We start from the raw sequence: 22,432 nt of genomic DNA, 5'->3' as shown, positions 1-22,432 counted from the left end.
GATAACCGGCTAAGGTAATTCTTTTTTAAGAAATTTAGCAGTGTAACTCTTTTTATCTTTTATGATCTGTTCTGGAGTACCTTTAGCAACAACTTCACCACCACCTTGACCACCTTCGTAACCAATATCAATAATATAATCACATAGTTTTACAACATCAAGATTGTGCTCGATAATTAAAACTGTATTTCCTTTATCGACTAGCGAATCGAGTACAAGCATCAATACTCTAATGTCTTCAAAATGCAAGCCAGTAGTGGGTTCGTCTAGAATATAGAAGGTGTTACCTGTATCTCGTTTGCTTAATTCTGTTGCTAGTTTGATACGTTGTGCTTCACCACCAGATAGTGTCGTGCTTTGTTGGCCAAGAGTAATATATCCCAATCCAACATCTACAATGGTTTTTAATTTTCTATGAACTTTAGGAATGTGTTCAAAGAAATCTACAGCCTCGTCCATGGTCATATCTAAAACATCACTTATTGATTTCCCTTTATACCGAATTTCTAAAGTCTCTCTATTAAAACGTTTCCCTTGACAGGTTTCGCATTCTACATAAACATCTGGAAGAAAATTCATTTCAATAACTCTCAAACCACCACCTTGGCAGGTTTCACAACGACCACCTTTGACATTAAAACTGAAACGACCGGGTTTATAACCTCTAATAAGTGCTTCAGGGATTTTAGCAAAGAGACTTCTGATCTCATCAAACGTTTTGGTGTAAGTTGCAGGATTACTTCGTGGTGTTCGTCCAATTGGAGATTGGTTAATATCGATCACTTTATCACAGTGCTCTAGCCCTTTAATACTTTTATATGGCATCGGTTTTTTGACACCATTAAAATAATGGGCATTCATTATTGGGTATAATGTTTCGTTGATGAGTGTTGACTTTCCACTACCTGAAACTCCCGTGACACCTATCATTTGACCTAAAGGAAGTTCAATAGAAACATTTTTTAAGTTATTACCAGTACACCCTTTAAGTGTAATCTTTTTGCCATTGCCTTTTCGTCTTGTCTCTGGAATAGGAATTTGTCTCTTCCCAGTAAGATAATCAGCAGTCAAGGTATCATGAGTAAGTAGTTCTGCAGGAGTACCAATACTGATAATTTCTCCACCATATTTCCCTGCTCTCGGACCAATATCAATGACATAATCGGCGCGTTGTATCATATCTTTATCGTGTTCTACGACAATAACAGAGTTACCAATATCTCTCAATGACACTAATGAATTGATTAATTTTTCATTATCGCGTTGGTGTAATCCAATACTCGGTTCATCTAAAATATAGAGTACACCAACTAACTGAGAGCCAATTTGTGTTGCTAACCTAATACGTTGCGCTTCTCCGCCAGATAGGGATTTTGAACCTCGATTTAAGGACAAGTAATCTAAACCAACGTCCAATAAAAATTTAATCCTCACTCTAATTTCTTTGATGACTTCTTCACCAATTTGTAATTGTGTTTTACTTAAATGGCTATTTAAATTTTCAAACCAATTGGCAAGATCAATGATATCTTTATTTGCTAATTCAGCAATGTTTAAACCATTAACTTTAAAATATAATGATTCTTTTCTCAAACGGGATCCTTCACAAGTGGGACATTCAATCTTGTCCATATACTCTTTTGCCCAGCGTTTTAGTGACGTTGTTTCTGCATTTTTATATTGACTTTCAATAAAATTAGCAACACCTTCGAAATCGATATTGTAATCTCTCGTAACGCCTAAAGTTTTATTTTCTACGGAAAACTTGTCGTTCCCACCATACAATATCATTTGTTTAGCTTCCGTAGGAATACTCTTATAAGGATCACTCAAACTAAAATCAAAGCGTTGTGCTATTGTTTCAAACTGTTTGAAAATCCAACTATTTTTTTGTGGTCCATGGGGAGCCAAAGCACCAGATTTGATAGATAATGCATCATCAGGTACAATTTTATTATCATTTACTTGATACAAAGTTCCAATACCGTTACAAGTTTGACAAGCGCCTTTTGGTGAGTTAAACGAAAAGTTATTCGGTTCTGGATTTGGATAAGAAATACCAGAGGATGGACACATTAAATTCCGACTAAAATAACGTGCTTCGTTCGTGTCATGATCTATAATTATAAGGACGTCATCACCATGATACATTGCTGTATTTATAGTTTCAGATAAACGTTTATCATTATCATCTGTATCGTCAATTTTTAACCTATCGATGACAATTTCAATATCATGCATTTTGTAACGATCCAGTTTCATGCCTTTAACTAAATCTTTTATTTCTCCATCTGCTCTTACTTTTACGAAGCCTTGCTTAGCGATTTGTTCAAATAATTCGCGATAATGACCTTTACGAGAACGCACGACAGGAGAGAGGATATTTATTTTCTTTCCTTTGTAGCTTTCTTTAATTAATTCTTGAATTTGATTGTCATTATAGCTCACCATTTTCTCACCAGTATTATAACTGTAAGCATCACTAGCGCGAGCGTAAAGTAACCTCAAGAAATCATAAATTTCGGTAATAGTTCCAACCGTAGATCTTGGAGATTTACTCGTTGTTTTTTGTTCAATAGCGATGACGGGAGATAATCCGTCTATTTTATCAACATCAGGACGTTCTAAACCCCCAAGAAACTGTCTAGCATACGCTGAAAATGTTTCAATATAACGACGTTGACCTTCCGCATAAATTGTATCAAATGCTAGTGATGATTTTCCACTACCAGATAAACCTGTAATCACTACAAGTTTTTCTCTAGGAATAGTAACATCAATATTTTTCAGGTTGTGAACTCTGGCACCTAGCACTTCAATTGCATCGTCAAATTTGGTCATAAATGTATTGGAATGTGTGTTTTAATATCGAAAGTGCAAAGGTACAGATTTAGTTGCTAATTTAACGTACAGGTTCAGTGTGTGAGTAATAGTTTATCCAGGTTATAATTCACTAAGTTATCTTAAATATAAAATGCGCTGAATTATCAGCGCATTTTATAAATGTATGCATAGGTGTTATTTTGAAATAGATAACTCTCCTGCATCAATAGCTTTTTCATAACTAGCTTTTATAGTACTTAAAAAACCGAAAAAATTAGATCCGTCTTCTTTTTTAAGAGTCACATACGTAGTGCCATTTTTTTTAGTTTTAATGTCTTCTACGACAACCTTATTTCCATAGACACTTTTGTAGTTGTTAACAACGCCTCGCTTCTTCAAAATATTAAGTTTTGGCAGTTTTACATATTGATATTGTTGACCATAAGGTTCATTTATCTCTAATATATCTCCAATTTTTGGTTGATCTTGTGCATTCATACTAATGCACAATCCTAAAAATAGTAATGTAAAAAATAGCTTTTTCATAATTAAAATTAATTTAAAGTATTAATGTCATAAATTTATTCAAAAAACAGGATAAGAACAGTTGTTTTTACAAATAATTAACAATTAAAAGGTTCGTGCTATTTTTAAAATAATAAACCATAAATAATTAGCAGTCTATCACGACTCCATTTCTATTTTAATGTTTAATTTAGTGTATCAGAATAAACAATAAAAACCATGAATATATTAGGAATAGGGTCAAGAATTAACCACAATGAATTTGGAAAAGGCGTCGTCACAAACGTCACCTCAAAAGATTATTGGGTCACCTTTATGGATAACGGATTAGAAACTATTGAAATCGATAGCGATTTTGAAGTTATTGAAGCTTGCGAAGATGACGTAGACACAATTAGTTTTGCAGATGTAGAGAGCAGCCTTGTTCGTATTTTAAAAAAGTGGAGTGATGTTAGTGAAGTGGTCAACATTTCAGATAAATGGAAAGGTGGAAAACTCATCATGGAACCTGGAGACACCAATTTACAAGGCAAGGAATTAACAGTAGATAGTTTTTTCCATAAAATCACTATGGTAAGAGATCGATTACGTGTTATGGAACAAAAAATCAATGCAAGTAAAAACCTTGACGAACAGGAGAAAATAGATTTGCAGCAATACATTACTCGTAGTTACGGAAGTTTAACGAGTTTTAATGTGTTGTTTAAAATGAAGTCACAACAGTTTGTTGGACAAAAGAGTAGTTAATCATTTACACACTGCTTCTTTATTTGTGTCCAGATAAGGAAAAAAAGAAGAATCTTCAAAATTAACGATTTTTGTTCTAGTCATTTCATCATCAATCATTCTGGAGGTAAACATTGTGAGAGTAGTATATTCCTTTTGAATTTTCATATACCCACTATCTTCAGATTCTCATTAATATTTCATAGCTTCCTTTATAATCTTTTTTAAAGCTCCACGTAAACTATGCTGTATCGAGCTATTATCTCTATATGGAAACACAGAATTATCAGATTTTTTTTGAATAGTATCTCCAAAATATTTGGATTTTTCTCCACTAATGATGTGAGCTTTCAAATCTGGAATTAACAAATCTTTTATACTATATATAGAAAAGTCAATAAAACTGGTAGGCGCACCATGAGCCCTATCAAAACCATTCCCTATTATCAATACTTTTTTCATATTCTTATACTAGGTGTTCTAGTTTAATTATTGTCATTTTGTTGTCTTAACACCCTCAATCTCCAACCCAAAAACCAACAACTTATGAAACGTTGGTAATTCAGCTCCCGTATCTGTTGTGATCCAATCACTCCAGGATGCTTCTAATCCATCAATTGGTAGGATGTCCGCCCACATTTGATAGCTCTTTGGTTTTCCAGTCTCATCAAAATGCCATAAGTATGAATCTCCAGGCGTTGAACCACCATTAATATAGGTTACTAACAGGGCTTCATTATTATCTTCTGTGTTTACAAGTCTACGTTCTACACCTGGATCAAATACTTTGTATGGAGCGACCAACCAAAAGGAATCATTATTGAAAAGATCTACTGCTTTTTGGATGTAATCTTTCTTTTCAACGCCGTCGTATTTTATATCAGAAATATAAACTTCAGACCTATCGTTATTCGCTAAGTCTAAATCGACCTTAATACTTGCCCAATATACCTCACAAGTGTTTTCTGTTTTAGACCATTTAAAACGATGGCGTTTCTTAAAGGTAAACTCAATATAATCTGTAGTTTTATAAGCATCATAATTTAAAGAATTAAGCATTCTAGTAGCGAGTTGGTCTGCAGCAGGTCCTTGGTCTCCAGTTGGTAAGTTTTTATTGTATTTAAAGTACATAAACCCAAAGAGTAGGAGTGTAGGTAACGTGAAGAAGATGATGACTCCAACTATAATTTTTAGAATTTTTTTTGGAGTTGGTTTCTTTTTGGTCACGGATTTATATTATTTATTATTTCGAAATGCGAAGTTAAGATTTTTCTTTAATTGTTACACAGGGATTCTTAGAGGTGCTCCAAGTTTCAAAGCGTGATTGCTTATCATTTACCTCTGTGAATCTCTGTGTAATAATGAGTTTGTATCTAATAGATACTAATTTAGTTGTCGTTTTTATAACCTTCAGGACGCTTGGATCGTATTGGAGCAGCAGGCTCTGGCATTAATTCAAACTCTTTAACTTTTAATTGTTTCATAGCTTCTTCAACAGCGCGTTCTAATTGAGGGTCTTTACCTTGGCTCACCAATTTAGGATGCTGAATAACTTCAATATCTGGAGCAACACCTTCACCTTCTACAGCCCAATTTCCATCGACATCATAAAAACCTCCACGAGGAGCAACCATACGACCACCATCTATAAACGCAGGTGTGTCCCATGTTCCAACAAGTCCACCCCAAGTTCTTGTACCTACTAAGGTGCCAAGATTAGCTTCTTTAAACATGTAAGGCAGTAAATCACCACCAGAACCAGCACGTTCATTAATGATCATCACTTTTGGTCCCCAAATACCTGCCATTGGTGTTGTCCAAGGGCGATTGGTTTTGGTTTTACTATTAAAATAACCAAAGAGTTTACGATTCATGATGTCAATCATATAATCTGCAGCAGATCCGCCACCATTATTACGTTCATCTATAATAGCTCCTTTTTTATCTTGCTGTGAAAAATAATAGCGATTGAAAGATGTGAAACCTGGTTCTCCTGTATTTGGAATATAAACATAAGCTAGTTTTCCATCGGACAACTCGTCGACCTTACGCCTGTTGCCTTCCACCCAATCCAAATATCTTAAACTACGCTCACTAGCAACAGGTTTGATTAAAACCGTTTGAGCACCAGACATTGACGGTTTACTATTCACTGTGATGTTAATTTCACGACCAGCAGTTTGTTCTAATAACTCGTACGGATTCACATTTGCAGACAGCGTAGTTCCATTTATAGCTAGAATATAATCACCTTCATTAATTGTAATTCCTGGTTGAGCTAGAGGAGCATTGATTCCTGGATTCCAACGTTCACCAGTAAATATTCTTTTGATTTGGTAAGAACCATTATTGAGCACAATATCTGCTCCCAATAAGCCAACAGGAACTTGATCAATATTTGGTAAATCACCACCACGAACATAGGAGTGACCAATTGCAACCTCACCACTCATAATATCAACTACATAATTTAAATCGGTTCTATGACGCACATGATCAATCCATGGCGAATACCATTTATACACATCATCCCATGGTGCTCCATGCACATTGTCAACATATAAAAAGTCACGCATATAGCGCCAACCTTCCTTAAAAATCTGTTTGTATTCTTCTTTAGGGTCAATTTTTATTTTAAGATTCGTATCAATTTTTCCTTCGGAAAAGTCAGCTTTTCCTTTAGTAGCGACAATTGCCCATTGTCCGTTTTTATTAAGAAGCGTAGAGTTTCTATCTTCGGAAATGAGCATCTGCTGAACACCCTCGTCAAAAATAGAAGCTTCATCTTTTTCAGTGTCAAAATCATGAATCTTAACCGTTCCGTCGTCTTTTCCAGCTTCTGCAATAAACACATGACTTTTAGGTGCTTTAGCCAACGCTATATAATTACCATAAGGTAAGTTTAGTGCAATAGCCCTATCAAACAATCCATTGGTGTCAATTTTCACAAGGACATTAGTATCTGGTTTTGCATCATCTTTTGAATCTTTATTTTTATCGCTTTTTTCATCTGTATTATCTTCGGGAGATTCCTCATCTGTCTTTATATGATTAGGCGCTTTGTCTTCCGCAGATAAAACGACAGCGTATAAACTTCTCGTCGTTTTAGGATCGTAAGAACTCATATCTAACCATCCAGTAGCTAATCCATAATTAGTACTTGCTAACGTATATAAATATTTTCCCGATGCATCCCAAACTGGACTAATAGCGTCTGCAAGAGGATCTGTAATAGGAATAATCTTTTTAGAGTCTATATTATAGACATAAATAGATTTAAAACTACTATTATTTTGTTTGGCATATGCTATCCATTTACTGTCTGGCGACCATTTAGGATTCATGCTACGATTTGGATGAGCGTAACCTTCGGTATCTGCAATAATTGCTTTTTTAGAGTCTAAATTAATGATCCAGATATTAAAATCTGTATCCGTGTAAGCGATATATTTTCCGTCTGGAGACCAATCTGGCTGAAAGTAAAATGTATTATTTGGTAGTTTAATGTATTGTTGGTTTTGACCGTTTTGATCTGCAATTACCATTTGATATTCTCCACTTTTATCGGAAAACCAGGCAATTTTATCACCTTTAGGCGACCAAATTGGTGTTCGGTCTGCAATACCAGACGAATTTGTTAAGTTCCTCCATGTTCCGTTTTCTTTTGGAACCGTGAAGATATCGCCTCGATGCTCAAAGATGGCCCGTTTTCCATTAGGTGAAATGTTAGGATTAGATAATTGTCCTCCTGAGACATCTTCCCAGCGTTCACGTGAAAAGTTGAGATCTGCTTTCACTTCAATATGTAATGTTTTGGTTATTCCATTTTGTGGGTTGAGTGTATGCAATAATCCGCCTTGTTCATAAATAATCCTATCTGAACTAGCGTCTAAGCTCTTAGTATCAAATTTTTTATGAAAAGTTAGCTGTTTTTCGGTTTTTGTTGAAGGATTAAAAGACCAAATATTACTCGTATAATCGCGCTCAGATAAATAATAAACAATACCATTAAGCCAAACAGGGTCAAGGTGACGCTCTTTATCTAATTGAGGCGTGGTAATTAATTCTTTAGTTTTTAAATCTACAATCCATATTGGCATGGCTTGACCACCACGATAATTACGCCATTCTGGATCCCAAGAGGTGATTGGTGTGTAGGCAATATGGGAACCATCTGCAGAAATATCCCCATAAGCAGCTCGAGGAATATCTAAAGCCACAGGTAATTCTCCTTTTGGAGATACGGTAAAGAATTTAGTGGTTTGCGTTGGTTGTCCTTCTCGGTTGGAGCGAAATAAAATGTTGCCTTCTGGTGTCCATCCTTGAACAATATCTACTGCAGAATGATAGGTGAGACGTTGTGGTTCTCCACCTTCCGAAGCGATTAAAAACACATCGACATTACCATCATATTGCGCAGAAAATGCGATCCATTTGCCGTCATTTGAAAAATGCGGACTAGATTCATACCCATCGTCGCTGGTAAGTCTGATTGCCGTTCCACCATTAGTGGATGCTTTCCAAAGGTCGTTGGCATAGACGAAAACGACATCGTTACCATGTATTGTAGGTTGTCTTAATAGTTTGGTTTGGGCAGAAATAGAGATTGTGAATAGACCTAATAGTCCAATGAGAATACTTTTCATAATGTGGTTGGTTTTGAAAGACATTGTTTTTACATTTTAAATATACAAAAATGTTAATACAGCTTGGGCATTGATATGTTAAAACCCAACACCAATAGCATCATTGCGGGAATCTTTACCAGCTTCTAAAGTTCTATCATTTAATATAAGAATGGCATCACTTTACCAATAACAGGAGATCGTTTATTGTTAATGCTATACCCTTTATATTATAATTTCTCCAACACCTATCAATAAAAGTACTAGTTTAGTTCTCATCATTTAATTGGATTTCTATGTCTTGTAATTTTAGTTTTGTAAATGTTCTAAGCTCTTCAAAAAAAGACGTAAATTCTGTTTCAAATTCTGTGTAAAAGGCTTTGAGTTCTGTAGTAGCGGTATTCATACCAGATATGTTTTGAGTTCGTTTATTCATGCCATTTAGAACCTTTTGGATGCCTTCAATTTTGGCGTAACTCAACAACCAATTATCTGCAATCATGTGAGGCATCATTTTTTGAATACGAATGGGAAGTGTTTCAAAATTATCTTCTAATAAATCATAGAAGTTATCAATATAATCAGGCAACGGAACCTCAGAATACTGTGACCAATTTTTTGCTAGAAAGTGATCATATAAAATATCAACAATGACTCCACTGTAATGGCCGTAATTTTTATGCAACCTTTTAGTGCTTAGCCTTACGGTTGGATGTGCGTCTGTAAAGGTGTCTATTTGGCGATGCAATAAAATCCCTTTTTGAATATTGATAGGGTATTTTTTATAGCGTTTACCTCGTATTCCGTCAGCAATAAAATTACCAATAGTGATCTGATTATCATTGTTAGAAAGAAAAATGTGGGCTAAAAAATTCATTCGTGTAATTTACGAATTGTGAGCTTACTATTACAATTCTGAAATAGTATATTTGTTGAAAATAAAACAGATAGGATGACACTTATAAAATCAATCTCAGGAATACGCGGCACTATTGGTGGTAATGTTGGAGACAATCTCACTCCAATTGATGCCGTTAAATTTGCGTCTGCTTATGGCACATGGATAAAACAACAACGCGATAAGGATAATTACAGAGTAGTTGTCGGGAGAGATGCGAGAATTTCGGGAGAGATGATTCAAAATTTAGTAATGAATACTTTAGTCGGATTAGGAATTCATGTCATTGATTTAGGACTATCTACAACACCAACTGTTGAAATAGCAGTTCCTATGGAGCATGCAGATGGAGGTATTATCTTAACAGCGAGTCACAACCCAAAACAATGGAATGCGCTCAAACTTCTAGACGCTAAAGGCGAATTCTTAAATGGAGAAGAAGGTGCTAAAATCTTAAAAATCGCAGAATCTAAAGAGATGTCATTTGCAGAGGTTGATGACCTAGGTGAGATTACAATTAATGACGCCTATATTGATCTTCATATTGATGAAGTTTTAGATTTAGAATTAGTAAATAAAAAGGCCATTGAAAAAGCCAACTTTAAAGTAGTTGTTGATGGTGTGAATTCTACAGGAGGAATCGCAATCCCGTTATTATTAGAACGATTAGGAGTACATGCTATTGAGTTATACTGTGAGCCTACTGGTCATTTTCCTCATAACCCCGAACCACTTAAAGAACATTTAACAGATTTATCTGAGGCTGTAGTAAAAGCAAATGCAGATTTTGGAATTGTAGTGGATCCAGACGTAGATCGTTTGGCTTTTATGGACGAGAAGGGAGAGATGTTCGGTGAAGAATACACATTGGTGGCTTGTGCAGACTACGTATTGAGTAAAACACCTGGTAACACAGTGAGTAATATGAGTTCTACAAGAGCGCTTCGTGATATCACAGAGAAACATGGTGGCTCTTATGAAGCGAGTGCTGTAGGAGAAGTGAATGTTGTCAATTTAATGAAAAAAAATAATGCCATTATCGGTGGTGAAGGCAATGGTGGAATTATATATCCGGAATCACATTATGGAAGAGACGCATTAGTAGGTGTCGCTTTGTTTTTAAGTTTATTAGCAGAAAAGCAAATGAAAGTGAGTGCGCTGAGAGCGAGCTATCCTAATTACTTTATGAGCAAAAATAAAATACAATTAACACCAGAATTGGATGTTGATGCTTTACTCGTTGCGATGGAGGATAAATATTCTAAAGAAAACCTAACGACTATTGATGGTGTGAAAATTGATTTTGCTAATTCTTGGGTGCACTTGAGAAAAAGTAATACAGAACCTATTATTAGAATTTATACAGAAGCACCAAGTCAAGAAGAAGCAGATAATTTAGCGGATCGTATTATTTCTGAAATTAAAACGTTTGCAAACATTTAGTATCTTTACTTAAAGTATTTTAATATGATTTATACCGAAGTTTCTCAGTCTAAACCATCCCAACTCGAACTGTATTTTAATCAGTTTAGGCAACATATTATTGGAATAGACCAAGAATTTGAATCCCCTTTTGGAAACAAAAAAATAATTTATACAGATTGGACAGCTTCCGGACGATTATATAGGCCAATAGAAGAAAAGCTTTGTAATGAATTTGGTCCTTTTGTTGCCAATACACATACAGAAACAACTGTTTCTGGTACCGCAATGACTAAAGCGTATCATGAGGCCAAGCACATTATCAAAAATCACGTCAATTGTGATGAAGATGATGTTCTTATCGTCTCAGGTAACGGAATGACTGATGTGGTGAACAAGTTCCAACGAATTTTAGGTTTAAAAGTACCAGAAAATTTGCAACAATATACAGTAGTTCCTGATGAAATTCGTCCTGTCGTTTTTGTTACTCATATGGAGCATCACTCTAATCAAACATCTTGGTTGGAGACGATTGCTAAGGTTGAGGTGATACCACCAGATGAAGACGGACTGTTTAGTATAGAAAATTTAAAGATTTTACTAGAAGACTATAAAGATCGCACTTTAAAAATAGCCTCTGTTATAGGAGGCTCTAATGTGACAGGTATCCAAACTCCCTACCACGAGATTGCTGAGGTCATGCATGAAAATGGAGGCGTATGCTTTGTTGATTTTGCATGTTCTGCGCCTTACGTAAAAATTAATATGCATCCAGAAAATGAATTACAAAATTTAGATGCTATTTTCTTTTCTCCACACAAGTTTTTGGGAGGACCCGGAACTTCAGGTGTGTTGATTTTTAATAAAAAGTTATATAAAAATATGGTTCCTGATTGTCCAGGAGGCGGAACTGTAAGTTGGACAAATCCTTGGGGAGAACATAAATATATTGACAATATTGAAGATAGAGAAGATGGCGGAACTCCAGGTTTTCTTCAAACGATAAAAGCAGCTCTTTCTATTAAGTTAAAAGAGCAAATGGGAGTGGATAATATTCTCAAAAGAGAACATGAATTGGTGAATATCGTTTTTTCGTCATTAGCTTCCAAAGAAAATATTTATATCCTAGCTGGTCAACACCAAGAACGTCTAGGAGTAATTTCTTTTTATATAGAAGCATTACATTTTAATCTTGGTGTAAAGATTTTGAATGATCGTTTTGGGATTCAAACTAGAGGCGGTTGCAGTTGTGCAGGTACTTATGGCCACTTTTTATTACATGTGGATCAACAAACGAGTAATGAATTAACGAATGAAATTTCGATTGGAGATTTAGTTCGTAAGCCAGGTTGGATACGGATGTCTATCCATCCAACAACTACAAATGAAGAAATGACTTTTGTTTGTGAAAGTATCAAAGCATTAGCTAAAAATCATAAAGAATGGGCTGAAAGCTATGAATATGATGGAAAATCTAATGAATTTATCCATGAGTCATTAGTTGGAAAAACTCAAGATAATAGCCAAATAAAAACTTGGTTTACGCTTTAACTTTATTATAATCTTTTGGAGATTTATCTTTGTCTTTCCAGCGTTTATGTGTCCATAAATAATATTCTGGAGCTTCATAAATTTGTTGTTCTACCAATTTAAAAAAAACATTTGTAATCTCGTAATTTTTAAACTCTTTTGGATGTTCTGTAATGGTTTCAAACGTAGTTTCATAGTATCCTCGTTTTAAACGCTTCACTCTAAAAAAAACGACAGCTAAGTCAAGACGTTTTGCTAACATTTCGGCTCCAGTATGCATCGGCACTCTATGACCCATGAATTCTGCCCAATGGAGTGCTTTCCACGGCTTAGCGGCTTGATCTGAGACAAATCCGCAGACAAAAGTTGTCTTATGAACTTTTGTTTTCAGTAATGTAGGGATGGTTTCTTTGGTGGTAATCAATTCGCTATTGTACTTGGCGCGAATTCTTTTAATTAGTTTATCAAAATATTTATTTGCAATACGTTTATAAACAGCATAACCTTTATTTTTGATGTAGCTTTGTAGGACAAAAATCCACTCCCAACTTCCGTAATGTCCGCACATTAGCGCCACACTTCTTCTGTTTTTTTCAAGATCTTGTAAAATTTCAACATTGGTAAATGTGAAGCGTTTTTTTATTTCAGCTTCCGTGATTGTTAAAGACTTTATAGCTTCAACCATCATATCACATAGGTGGTGATAAAACTTTTTGGTGATTGCTTTAATTTCTTTGTCTTCCTTCTCAGGAAAAGCTAGTCTTAAATTTGAGAGGACTACTTTCTTTCTATAACCAATAACTCTAAAAATTAAAAGGAAGAGAACATCAGAAAACGCATAGAGCAATCTAAACGGAAGGATAGAAATAAGCCATAAAAATGGATAAACTAAAATGTAAATTATAAATTGCATTATTGATTAGATTTGCAGTGACAAATATATATATAATAAAACGTTAATAGTCTATGGGTAGTTTGAGTTTATTTACCATTATCATCATTGGAGCTAATGCTTTGATATCTTACAAAGGATTTAATGATTATAGTTTTTTTGAACGTTACAAGTTTAATGTTGGAGGTATTAAAAGAGGAGAACAATTTAGAATGTTTAGTTCTGGGTTTTTACACGCAGATACACAGCATTTATTATTCAACATGCTAACACTTTATTTTTTTGCAGATCGTGTCATTCATTTTGTTGGAGAAGTTAATTTCTTAATTGTGTACGTAGGAAGTCTAATTTTAGGGAGTTTGTTGTCTTTGTATTTTCATAAAAATGAACATCAATACAGTGCAGTAGGAGCAAGTGGAGCAGTTACAGGGATTTTGTATGCGGCTATACTATTAGATCCTAGGATGGAACTTTACTTATTCTTTATTCCATTACCAATCCCTGCCTATATTTTTGGTATAGTATATCTTTTATATTCTATCTACGGGATGAAAAAAAGAGTTGGGAATATTGGTCATGATGCACATTTTGGAGGAGCAGTAGGAGGCTATGTTATTACGTTAATTCTTATGCCTTCTCTTTTTGAAACAGAACTACTCATGGTTTGTCTATTAGCAATACCCATTGTAGTGCTCTTTATTATGCATAAGCTGGGTAAAATTTAAGACGAAAAGCGCCTTTAATTAAAAACTAAAGGCGCTTTTACGTAGTAAACAAAAATTTAATTCAGTAATTCTGCAATCTTAGCTTCAAGAGCAGCTCCTCTTAAATTTTTAGCTACTATTTTTCCAGTTTCATCTAAAATAAAAGTAGCAGGAATAGACTTAATATTGTAAGCTCTCGCAACAGGATCATTAAAATAGCTTAAGTTAGATACTTGATTCCAAGTAAGTTGATCTTGCTCTATTGCTTTTATCCAAGCATCTTTTGGGTCTTTTTGTCTGGAGCTACCATCTAGTGATACACCAATGATTTCTAATCCTTTACTGTGGTATTTATTATAAACTTTGACCACATTTGGATTCTCTCTTCTACAAGGTCCGCACCAAGCAGCCCAAAAATCAATAACGGTCACTTTACCTAGTGATTCTTTAAGAGATAATTGTGTTCCGTCTGGAGTAGGAGCAGAAAACTGAGGAGCCATACTGCCTATTTCTGTAGCACCTTCTGCAGCTTTTAATTTTTTTAATTGCTGGATTTTGTTTTCTATTTCTTTACCAAGACTTGATTTCTGAATGGTATTATCAAGAGTTTTTAAAATAGTATTAAGTTTATCTATATCTGCTTCTTTACCACTTAATTCATTATCAATAAATACTAAAGATGCGCTATTATCTTTATTTTGTTCAATATGTCTAAATAGAATTTTAGATTGTTCAATATTTAGATTAACCATTTCGTTATTGACCGTTTCACGCACAGAATCATCTGCAGTTGTTCTCAATTGTCCCATCAATTTGATGCGTCTGTTTGCTAATTCTTTAAGGTCATTAAAATAGGCTTTTAAAGATTCATTGGCTTTTGGCCCCATGATCGAGGTATTATCAATTTTATCTTTATCAACAATAATCTTATATAAATCATTCTCAATAATAAAAGGCATACTGCCATTGACACCAGTAATGTTTAAAAACCAAATCTCTGGTTTATCAGTTTTACCCTCAAACATAAATTTTTCGTTCATGACGATAGCAGTATCCTTATTAATTTTCCTGTTTTTTTGATCTGCTATTTGAAGATATATTCGCATTCCATTATAGATTCCAGGAGCTTCTCCAGTAATACGATATCCATCTAAAGGTGTCTTTTCTTCTGTTTTGCATCCTATGACCAATAAGCATAAGACAAAAATTGTAACTAATTTTTTCATGTATTTATATGTATTGTTATTTAACGGCTGCAGGCTTTTCGGAATTATTCATTCCTTTTGTTGATAATGCTTTTAACAAGCTCGTTTAATAATTAAAAACTTTGTGCCACAAATATAATGAGTTACTCACGAGAAAATCAAGCCTATTTCCATAATAAAATCTAAAATTGCAATACTTTTGTAAAAAACAACTTAATGATACCTCAAGACACTATTATTGCACTGGCTACAGCATCAGGAAACGGTGCAATCGCTGTGATTAGAATTTCTGGTGATGACGCTATTACTGTCGTTGATGCACATTTTACTTCTGTAGTTAAAAATAAGTCGTTACAAAAACAAGCAACGCATACGATTCACTTAGGACACATTGTAGATGACAAGCGCATTATTGACGAGGTTTTGATTTCTGTATTTAGGAATCCTAACTCGTATACAGGAGAAAATGTGATAGAAATTTCATGTCATGGTAGTTTATATATTCAACAAGAAATTATTCAATTATTTCTTCGGAAAGGATGTCGGATGGCAAATGCAGGAGAGTTTACGTTAAGAGCGTTTCTAAACGGAAAACTAGATTTGTCACAAGCTGAGGCTGTAGCAGATTTGATCGCAAGTGATAATGAGGCATCTCATCAAGTAGCAATGCAACAAATGCGAGGTGGTTTTTCTTCGGAAATTGCAAAACTCAGAGAGGAGCTATTAAATTTTGCTTCGTTAATTGAATTAGAACTTGATTTTGCGGAAGAAGATGTAGAATTTGCAGATCGCGATCAATTTAAAGAATTACTAGAGAGGATCACATTTGTACTTAAACGACTGATTGATTCTTTTGCAGTTGGAAATGTTATAAAAAACGGAATTCCAGTGGCTATAGTAGGTGAGCCTAATGTAGGTAAGTCTACTTTGCTCAATGCGCTTTTAAACGAAGAGCGTGCTATTGTCTCTGAAATAGCAGGTACGACTAGAGATGCCATAGAAGACGAGATCTCAATTGGAGGTATTGGTTTTAGATTTATCGATACAGCAGGAATACGAGATACTCAAGACATTGTTGAAACCATTGGAATAAAAAAAACCTTTGAGAAAATAGATCAAGCACAAGTCGTTATTTTCTTATTTGATAGCACAGAATTTAAATCAAAAGGTGTAAAACTTAAAATTGAGCTTGAAAAAATCAGGAATAAATACCCGCAAAAACCATTAATCGTGGTGTCTAATAAAATAGATCAGATTGATGATGTTCAAATTTCAGAAATGCAAAGTACAATACCTGAAATTCAATTATTATCTGCAAAAACAGGGTTCGGTGTAGAGCAACTTACAAATGTCTTATTAGATTTGATAAACACGGGAGCTTTACGTAACAATGAAACTATTGTCACTAATTCTCGTCATTATGATGCGCTATTAAAGGCATTTGAGGAAGTTCAAAAGGTCAAAAGTGGTTTGGAAACTGGATTGTCTGGAGATTTATTGGCTATTGATATACGTCAAGCATTATTTCATTTTGGTGAAATCACTGGAGAGATCACTAATGATGACTTATTGGGTAATATTTTTGCTAACTTTTGTATCGGGAAATAGATTTTATAGCTATAAAATTATTTGACTTCCGATAAAATTAAGAGGCAAACACTTTTAGTCATTACTGTCTAATTGTTGATGTGCTGTGATTTCAATTTCTATCGGATTAAAAAAAGCTTTCAATTAAAATAGTAATAATTAAGCAGCTTTATGTATTAAGGATATCGGTGTTCGATAGATCTAATTCCCTTTAGCACGCAGCCATAAATCTGTCATTAGTTTTTTAGCATCACGTTTATCTTTTGCTTGTTCAATAAAGGTAACACGGCCAAAATCGTCAACTTCTATTTTATACTGAAATACGAAAGCTTGAGATCCTGGCTCTAAACTAAGTAGGCCAAACCGTAAATCATTATAGTATAAGTCGCCATCTTTTTTTATGATGGTGTACCAACCTTCAGAAATTGCAATCATACGTTTTACCGTATCATTATTAGCAAGATCACCTAATAGGTCATGATGCTTTGGATACGCATCAAATGTTATGGATTGAGTATCAAAAAAAGAATAGTTAGCTAATAAGTATTCTTTTTTTGTTTCAATATTAGCACTCCAGAGAACGGTATTGAGTGGCGAAGGCCTAGTATCTATTTGCTTAAAAGTGATGTTTTGATTTTGTAAAGCATTTTCAAATTTTGTAAATGCCAACCCTTTTAATAAAAACGTAAGGCCTAAGTAGATTGTGCTTATTGTTAATCCCAAAGTATTATACAAGCGTCGTTGTTTTGATGTCCGTTTTTGAAACAGCACTAAAATTAAGAATACTAAAAAAGGTAAAGTATATATAGGGTCTATAACAAAAATAGTTTTAAAGGCTAATCTTAAATCTAAAGGCCAAAACAGTTGTGTTCCCCAAGTAGTGTGAGCATCTAAAATGGGGTGCGTCAAAAAGGCCCAGAAAAATAGCCAAGACCAGCCTTTAAAGTTTTTATAAGTTTCGTATCTAGAAACTAGCCAACCAAATATTGGTGCAAAAAGTATAGAAAATAAAATAGAATGTGTAAATCCACGATGTATTTCAAGTGCCGTAACTGTATCTGTAAAATGAGAGGCAAAGACATCAAAATCGGGAATGGTTCCTGCAATGGCTCCATAAAGTATAGCCTTGTTCCCTGCCTTTCTTCCAAGAACAGCTTCGCCAACGCTAGCACCTAAAACAATTTGTGTGAGTGAGTCCATACTATCTACAAAAATAACTATTGAATACGATACTTTCATATAAACAACAAAAACGTATGACTTTTTTTATACAATTAAGATTATTATTTATTTCGGTGTGGTTATAGATTCTGTCTACTCTAATTTTTAAAAACTAATATTAAAATTCATGAGATAGTTGTAATTTTGAAAAACAAAGAATGATTTCTTAAATCCTAAACTTTAGAAAATAGTCCTAACGCTTAATTAATATTAATTTAGAGGCATACTATTTTTAGTATAATATTAAGTTTTACTAATTATTTTATTTTTTTGAAAAACAGCTAATGAAAGTAGTCATAAAGTTCATAATTATAATCATTTCTTTCACTGCATTTTCACAATCAGTGAGTACGCACACATATGCAATAAAAAACAATGATTCATTAAAACTTGATGTTTATACGCCATATAACATTAAAGACAATAGTACACTTCCTGTTGTCATCTGGATGCATGGCGGCGGTTTTTCTAAAGGATCAAGAGATGGGAAAGATGAGCAACAATTAATGAAATATCTAGCGAAAAATAAATTTATAGGAGTATCAATATCTTATAGGTTATCACGCAAAGGCACTAAAACAGGATTTGGTTGTCAATGTTCAAAACAAGACAAATTATTTACGTTTGCTAAAGCTGTGGAGGATTTTCTAGATGCCACAAACTATATAATTCAAAATGGTGATTCTCTTCATATAAATTCTAAAAAAATAATAGCAGGAGGGAGTAGTTCAGGTGCAGAAAGTGTGTTAAGTGCTGTTTATATGAGAGATTATTTTATAGAGGACACAACGAATTATGATGATATAAAATATGCTGGTTTGATTTCTTTTGCGGGCGCCATGGTTGACGAAAACTACATTACAAAGGAAAATGCTGTGCCAACAGTATTGTTTCATGGCACAAAAGACAACCTTGTTCCTTATTCTAAAGCACCACATCATTCGTGTAAATTCGATGAGACAGGTTATCTCATTTTAAATGGATCTGGAGTGATTTTTACCATGTTAGAAAAACTAAATAAGTCCTATTATTTATTTCGAGTTGAAGGGGGACGGCACGAAGTAGCATCAATTCCTTTTTCAGAATTAGATAATATTTTACAATTTATAAACAATACAATCACATATAAAAAAGTAATACAAACCAAACGTTTAGAGTTTAAACAGTAGGTCTTACTCTTACTAGGCTCAGGATTGTTTTGTTTTTTGTGATTTTAGTGTTATTTTGTACAACTAATTCTTGCAAATACCTATACAAATGCAAAAAGCTAAGATTTCTTCGGAGTTCAAAATATTAAAAATGTTAGCAATATGCATTTGTTTGAGTTTTAGCTATATGTCCCAAGCTCAAGAGATACCGCCTATTCAAAGTTTTTCTCCGGAAATGTATAATGCTGAAAATCAAAACTGGGCTATTTCTCAATCTGATAATAAATATATTTATGTAGCTAACAACATTGGATTATTAGAGTTCAACGGAGCGTTGTGGAAGTTGTATGAAACACCTAATCAAACTATTTTAAGGTCAGTCAAAGCTGTTGGTAATCGGATTTACACAGGTTGCTATATGGAGTTTGGATTTTGGGAGCATAATATTTTCAATGAATTAATATATACATCTTTAGCTAAAGATCTCGAATCTGCTATGATTGAAGATGAACAGATTTGGAATATCATTTCATTAGAAGGATTTATTGTGTTTCAATCTTTAAATAGAATTTATAGCTACAGTACAGCTACAAAATCTTTTAATATTATAGATTCTGAAACAACGTTAACTAAAATGATTAATGTTGACAGAACGATATACTATCAGAAACTAAATCAAGGAATTTTTAAAATTGAAAATGGTAAAGAGAAATTATTTTCAGATGATGATATATTGAAGACTAATAGAGTCATCAATATCTTTAGCCTAGAAAACAAATTAATTATTCAAACCAATCAAAAAGGGTTTTTCGTTTATGAAAACAGATTACTTTCCAAATGGGAAATTCCTGCCAATGACATTATTTCAGATTTAACGGTATACAGCAGTATTAGGCTTAGAAATGGAAGTTTCGCTATTGGTACCATTTCTAATGGTCTTATTAATATAACAAATGATGGGGAAATTGACTATTCACTAAATCAAAATAACGGACTATCTAATAATACAGTACTCTCTGTTTTTGAAGATATTGACGAAAATATCTGGTTAGGATTAAATAATGGAATTAATTGTATCAATAGTTCATCTCCTTTTAAGGAGTATGACGATAAAAGGGGACAATTAGGAACTGTTCATGTATCTAAAGTGCATGATGGTATGCTTTATATAGGAACTAATCAAGGTTTATTTGTAAAGGCAATGGATTCTTACAAAGAATTTGAATTTGTAGAGGGCGTTAAAGGTCAAGTTTGGTGTTTGGAAGTTTTTAATAATACACTTTTTTGTGGTCACGATTTAGGCACCTTTATAATTAATGGTAAAAGAGCTGAGCAGGTTTCTAGTATTGAAGGAACTTGGAGTGTTAAGCAAATTCCAGGTAATAATGACCTATTGCTTCAAGGTAATTACAACGGCTTAAGTGTTTTAGAGAAATCTAATGAAACATGGACTTTAAGAAATAAAATTGAAGGGTTCAATATATCCTCAAAGTTTTTTGAAATAACAGATACAAATAAAGTTTTTGTAAGTCACGAGTATAAAGGTGTTTTTAAATTAGAAGTTGATAATGCATTCAGTAAAGTTTTAAAAGTAACAAAAGATAATTCTGTAAAAAAGGGCTTGCATTCAAGTTTGCTAAAGTATAATTCTCAGATATTATATGCCTATGAAGACGGTATTTATGCCTATGACAAAACTGGGGATACGTTTAAAAAAGATTCGATTTTAAGTCAAGCTTATGATTCTTTAAATTACGTTTCTGGTAAACTTGTGAATACGCCAAATAAACTTTGGAGTTTTGGCTTGAAAAACATTAAGTATATAACTCCTGGTCTTTTAAACAATATACCAAAGATCAATACAATTCCGTTATCAAAAAATTTACGTAAAAGTGTTATAGGTTATGAAAACATTTTTCCAATTAAAAATCAAAAATACTTATTAGGTACGTCTTCAGGGTATATTATTATTGACTTAAATAAAATGAAAAGTCAGTCGTATAATATTAATATCAATGCTATACATAATTTTGGTATTGATTCTGAAAAAAGAGTTTTGGACACCTCAGGTTCAGAAGAATTTCACCACGAGTATAACAATTTTGAGATCACATATAGTATCGCAGAGTTTGATAAATATTTAGAAGCAGAATATCAATATAAATTAGAAGGTAATTATGATTATTGGAGTGAGTGGTCTAAATCCTCAACAGAGTTGTTTAAAAATCTACCTCACGGAGAATATACGTTTAGTGTAAGAGGGAGAGTAGGTGACCAATTAACTAATAATATCTCAATGTTCTCATTTAAAGTTGATAAGCCTTGGTATCTGTCAAATCTTATGGTTTCTCTTTATGTACTCTCTGTAATTCTATTTTCAATACTAATGCATAATGTTTATAAGAGAAAGTATAAGCGACAAGAGGAGAAATTATTATTTGATGCTGACAGAGACTTGGAAGTTAAGCAATTAGAAAATGAACAAGAGTTAATGGCGTTAAGAAATGATCAATTAAGACAAGATATTGAGAATAAAAATCGGGAGCTTGCCATATCTACAATGAGTCTTATAAAAAAGAATGAGTTTTTAAATAATATAAAAGAAGAACTCAAAAATGCTAATAAGTCGGAGGGTTTAAATCCTGTCATTAAAATAATTGATAAAAACTTAAATAATACAGACGATTGGAAGTTTTTTGAAGAAGCATTTAATAATGCCGATAAGGACTTCTTGAAAAAGGTTAAGACAAAGCATGTCGCTTTAACTCCTAATGATTTAAAACTATGTGCATATTTAAGACTTAATTTATCCTCTAAGGAAATAGCTCCATTGCTCAATATCTCTCCTAAAAGTGTTGAAGTTAAACGTTACAGATTACGTAAAAAAATGAATTTACCCCATGAGGCTAGCTTAACAAATTATATTTTAGAAATATAAAAACTATACAAGCTGCATAACTAACTATACATTACCACTACATTTTGGTTTTTTGAACCTTTACAACGTTATAGTTATGTTAATTAACACATCTTCTAACTCCCTAGAAAACTCGTTTTTTAGAGAATATCTTTAATTTAGCTTTAAAATATTGCGATGTATGTTTTTTGTATTGGTGATTTTTACTG

The 22,432-nt window shown here is 33.5% G+C and carries 16 protein-coding genes; 7 read left to right on the top strand and 9 right to left on the bottom strand.

Annotated features, from left to right (window positions below; genetic code table 11):
• Nucleotides 1-9: 9 nt before the first annotated feature.
• On the bottom strand, nucleotides 10-2,841 hold the full coding sequence (gene uvrA / locus H593_RS0117355; RefSeq protein ID WP_028873585.1) for an excinuclease ABC subunit UvrA: 2,832 nt from the start codon (nucleotides 2,839-2,841) through the stop codon (nucleotides 10-12).
• Nucleotides 2,842-3,018: 177 nt separating this feature from the next.
• A complete protein-coding gene (locus tag H593_RS0117350; protein WP_147231063.1) occupies nucleotides 3,019-3,369 on the bottom strand; it encodes a hypothetical protein in 351 nt (116 codons plus the stop codon).
• Between the two features lie 198 nt (nucleotides 3,370-3,567).
• Here H593_RS0117350 and H593_RS0117345 point away from each other — a divergent pair, with 198 nt between their 5' ends.
• Complete coding sequence (locus H593_RS0117345) at nucleotides 3,568-4,095, top strand: hypothetical protein (RefSeq protein ID WP_028873583.1); 528 nt, start codon at nucleotides 3,568-3,570, stop codon at nucleotides 4,093-4,095.
• A gap of 171 nt (nucleotides 4,096-4,266) precedes the next feature.
• Here the strand turns inward: H593_RS0117345 and H593_RS0117335 are convergent, their stop codons facing one another.
• The 4 genes from H593_RS0117335 to H593_RS0117320 all read right to left on the bottom strand — a co-directional run bounded on the left by H593_RS0117335 (nucleotide 4,267) and on the right by H593_RS0117320 (nucleotide 9,576).
• Nucleotides 4,267-4,536 (bottom strand): AbiH family protein, encoded by a 270-nt coding sequence (locus H593_RS0117335; RefSeq protein WP_028873582.1) that lies wholly within the window; start codon nucleotides 4,534-4,536, stop codon nucleotides 4,267-4,269.
• Nucleotides 4,537-4,569: 33 nt separating this feature from the next.
• A complete protein-coding gene (locus H593_RS0117330) occupies nucleotides 4,570-5,301 on the bottom strand; it encodes a hypothetical protein (RefSeq protein WP_037052872.1) in 732 nt (243 codons plus the stop codon).
• Nucleotides 5,302-5,462: 161 nt separating this feature from the next.
• A complete protein-coding gene (locus tag H593_RS0117325; RefSeq protein WP_028873580.1) occupies nucleotides 5,463-8,720 on the bottom strand; it encodes a S41 family peptidase in 3,258 nt (1,085 codons plus the stop codon).
• A gap of 247 nt (nucleotides 8,721-8,967) precedes the next feature.
• Nucleotides 8,968-9,576, bottom strand: a complete 609-nt coding sequence (locus H593_RS0117320; RefSeq protein ID WP_028873579.1) for an acyl carrier protein phosphodiesterase — start codon at nucleotides 9,574-9,576, stop codon at nucleotides 8,968-8,970.
• 75 nt (nucleotides 9,577-9,651) lie between these two features.
• On the opposite strand from H593_RS0117320, the gene glmM reads away from it, so the two are divergent.
• A complete protein-coding gene (glmM, locus tag H593_RS0117315; RefSeq protein WP_028873578.1) occupies nucleotides 9,652-11,040 on the top strand; it encodes a phosphoglucosamine mutase in 1,389 nt (462 codons plus the stop codon).
• A 24-nt stretch (nucleotides 11,041-11,064) separates the two neighbouring features.
• Complete coding sequence (locus H593_RS0117310; RefSeq protein WP_028873577.1) at nucleotides 11,065-12,570, top strand: aminotransferase class V-fold PLP-dependent enzyme; 1,506 nt, start codon at nucleotides 11,065-11,067, stop codon at nucleotides 12,568-12,570.
• On the opposite strand, the gene H593_RS0117305 is transcribed toward H593_RS0117310, so the two are convergent.
• Entirely contained in the window at nucleotides 12,560-13,462 is a 903-nt protein-coding gene (locus H593_RS0117305; protein WP_028873576.1) for a lysophospholipid acyltransferase family protein, read from the bottom strand. The genes H593_RS0117310 and H593_RS0117305 overlap by 11 nt on opposite strands.
• Before the next feature lie 53 nt (nucleotides 13,463-13,515).
• Here H593_RS0117305 and H593_RS0117300 point away from each other — a divergent pair, with 53 nt between their 5' ends.
• On the top strand, nucleotides 13,516-14,166 hold the full coding sequence (locus H593_RS0117300) for a rhomboid family intramembrane serine protease (protein ID WP_028873575.1): 651 nt from the start codon (nucleotides 13,516-13,518) through the stop codon (nucleotides 14,164-14,166).
• A 56-nt stretch (nucleotides 14,167-14,222) separates the two neighbouring features.
• Here H593_RS0117300 and H593_RS0117295 read toward each other — a convergent pair whose 3' ends face one another.
• Nucleotides 14,223-15,371 (bottom strand): TlpA disulfide reductase family protein, encoded by a 1,149-nt coding sequence (locus tag H593_RS0117295; RefSeq protein ID WP_028873574.1) that lies wholly within the window; start codon nucleotides 15,369-15,371, stop codon nucleotides 14,223-14,225.
• Nucleotides 15,372-15,566: 195 nt separating this feature from the next.
• Between H593_RS0117295 and mnmE the strand changes: the two genes are divergently transcribed.
• Nucleotides 15,567-16,958 (top strand): tRNA uridine-5-carboxymethylaminomethyl(34) synthesis GTPase MnmE, encoded by a 1,392-nt coding sequence (gene mnmE, locus H593_RS0117290; protein ID WP_028873573.1) that lies wholly within the window; start codon nucleotides 15,567-15,569, stop codon nucleotides 16,956-16,958.
• Nucleotides 16,959-17,138: 180 nt separating this feature from the next.
• Here mnmE and H593_RS0117285 read toward each other — a convergent pair whose 3' ends face one another.
• Nucleotides 17,139-18,137: a metal-dependent hydrolase gene (locus tag H593_RS0117285; protein ID WP_028873572.1), complete on the bottom strand. Its 999-nt coding sequence runs from the start codon at nucleotides 18,135-18,137 to the stop codon at nucleotides 17,139-17,141.
• Nucleotides 18,138-18,442: 305 nt separating this feature from the next.
• Here H593_RS0117285 and H593_RS0117280 point away from each other — a divergent pair, with 305 nt between their 5' ends.
• Nucleotides 18,443-19,327, top strand: coding sequence for an alpha/beta hydrolase (locus tag H593_RS0117280; RefSeq protein ID WP_028873571.1), 885 nt, complete (start codon nucleotides 18,443-18,445; stop codon nucleotides 19,325-19,327).
• 88 nt (nucleotides 19,328-19,415) lie between these two features.
• Entirely contained in the window at nucleotides 19,416-22,244 is a 2,829-nt protein-coding gene (locus tag H593_RS0117275; RefSeq protein ID WP_245585077.1) for a helix-turn-helix and ligand-binding sensor domain-containing protein, read from the top strand.
• Nucleotides 22,245-22,432 lie beyond the last annotated feature (188 nt).

It is taken from the genome of Psychroserpens burtonensis DSM 12212, from assembly GCF_000425305.1.
Taxonomy (GTDB): Bacteria; Bacteroidota; Bacteroidia; order Flavobacteriales; family Flavobacteriaceae; genus Psychroserpens; species Psychroserpens burtonensis.
The sequence above is the reverse complement of the archived record's forward strand: the minus strand, read 5'-3'. Positions and strand labels throughout refer to the sequence as shown.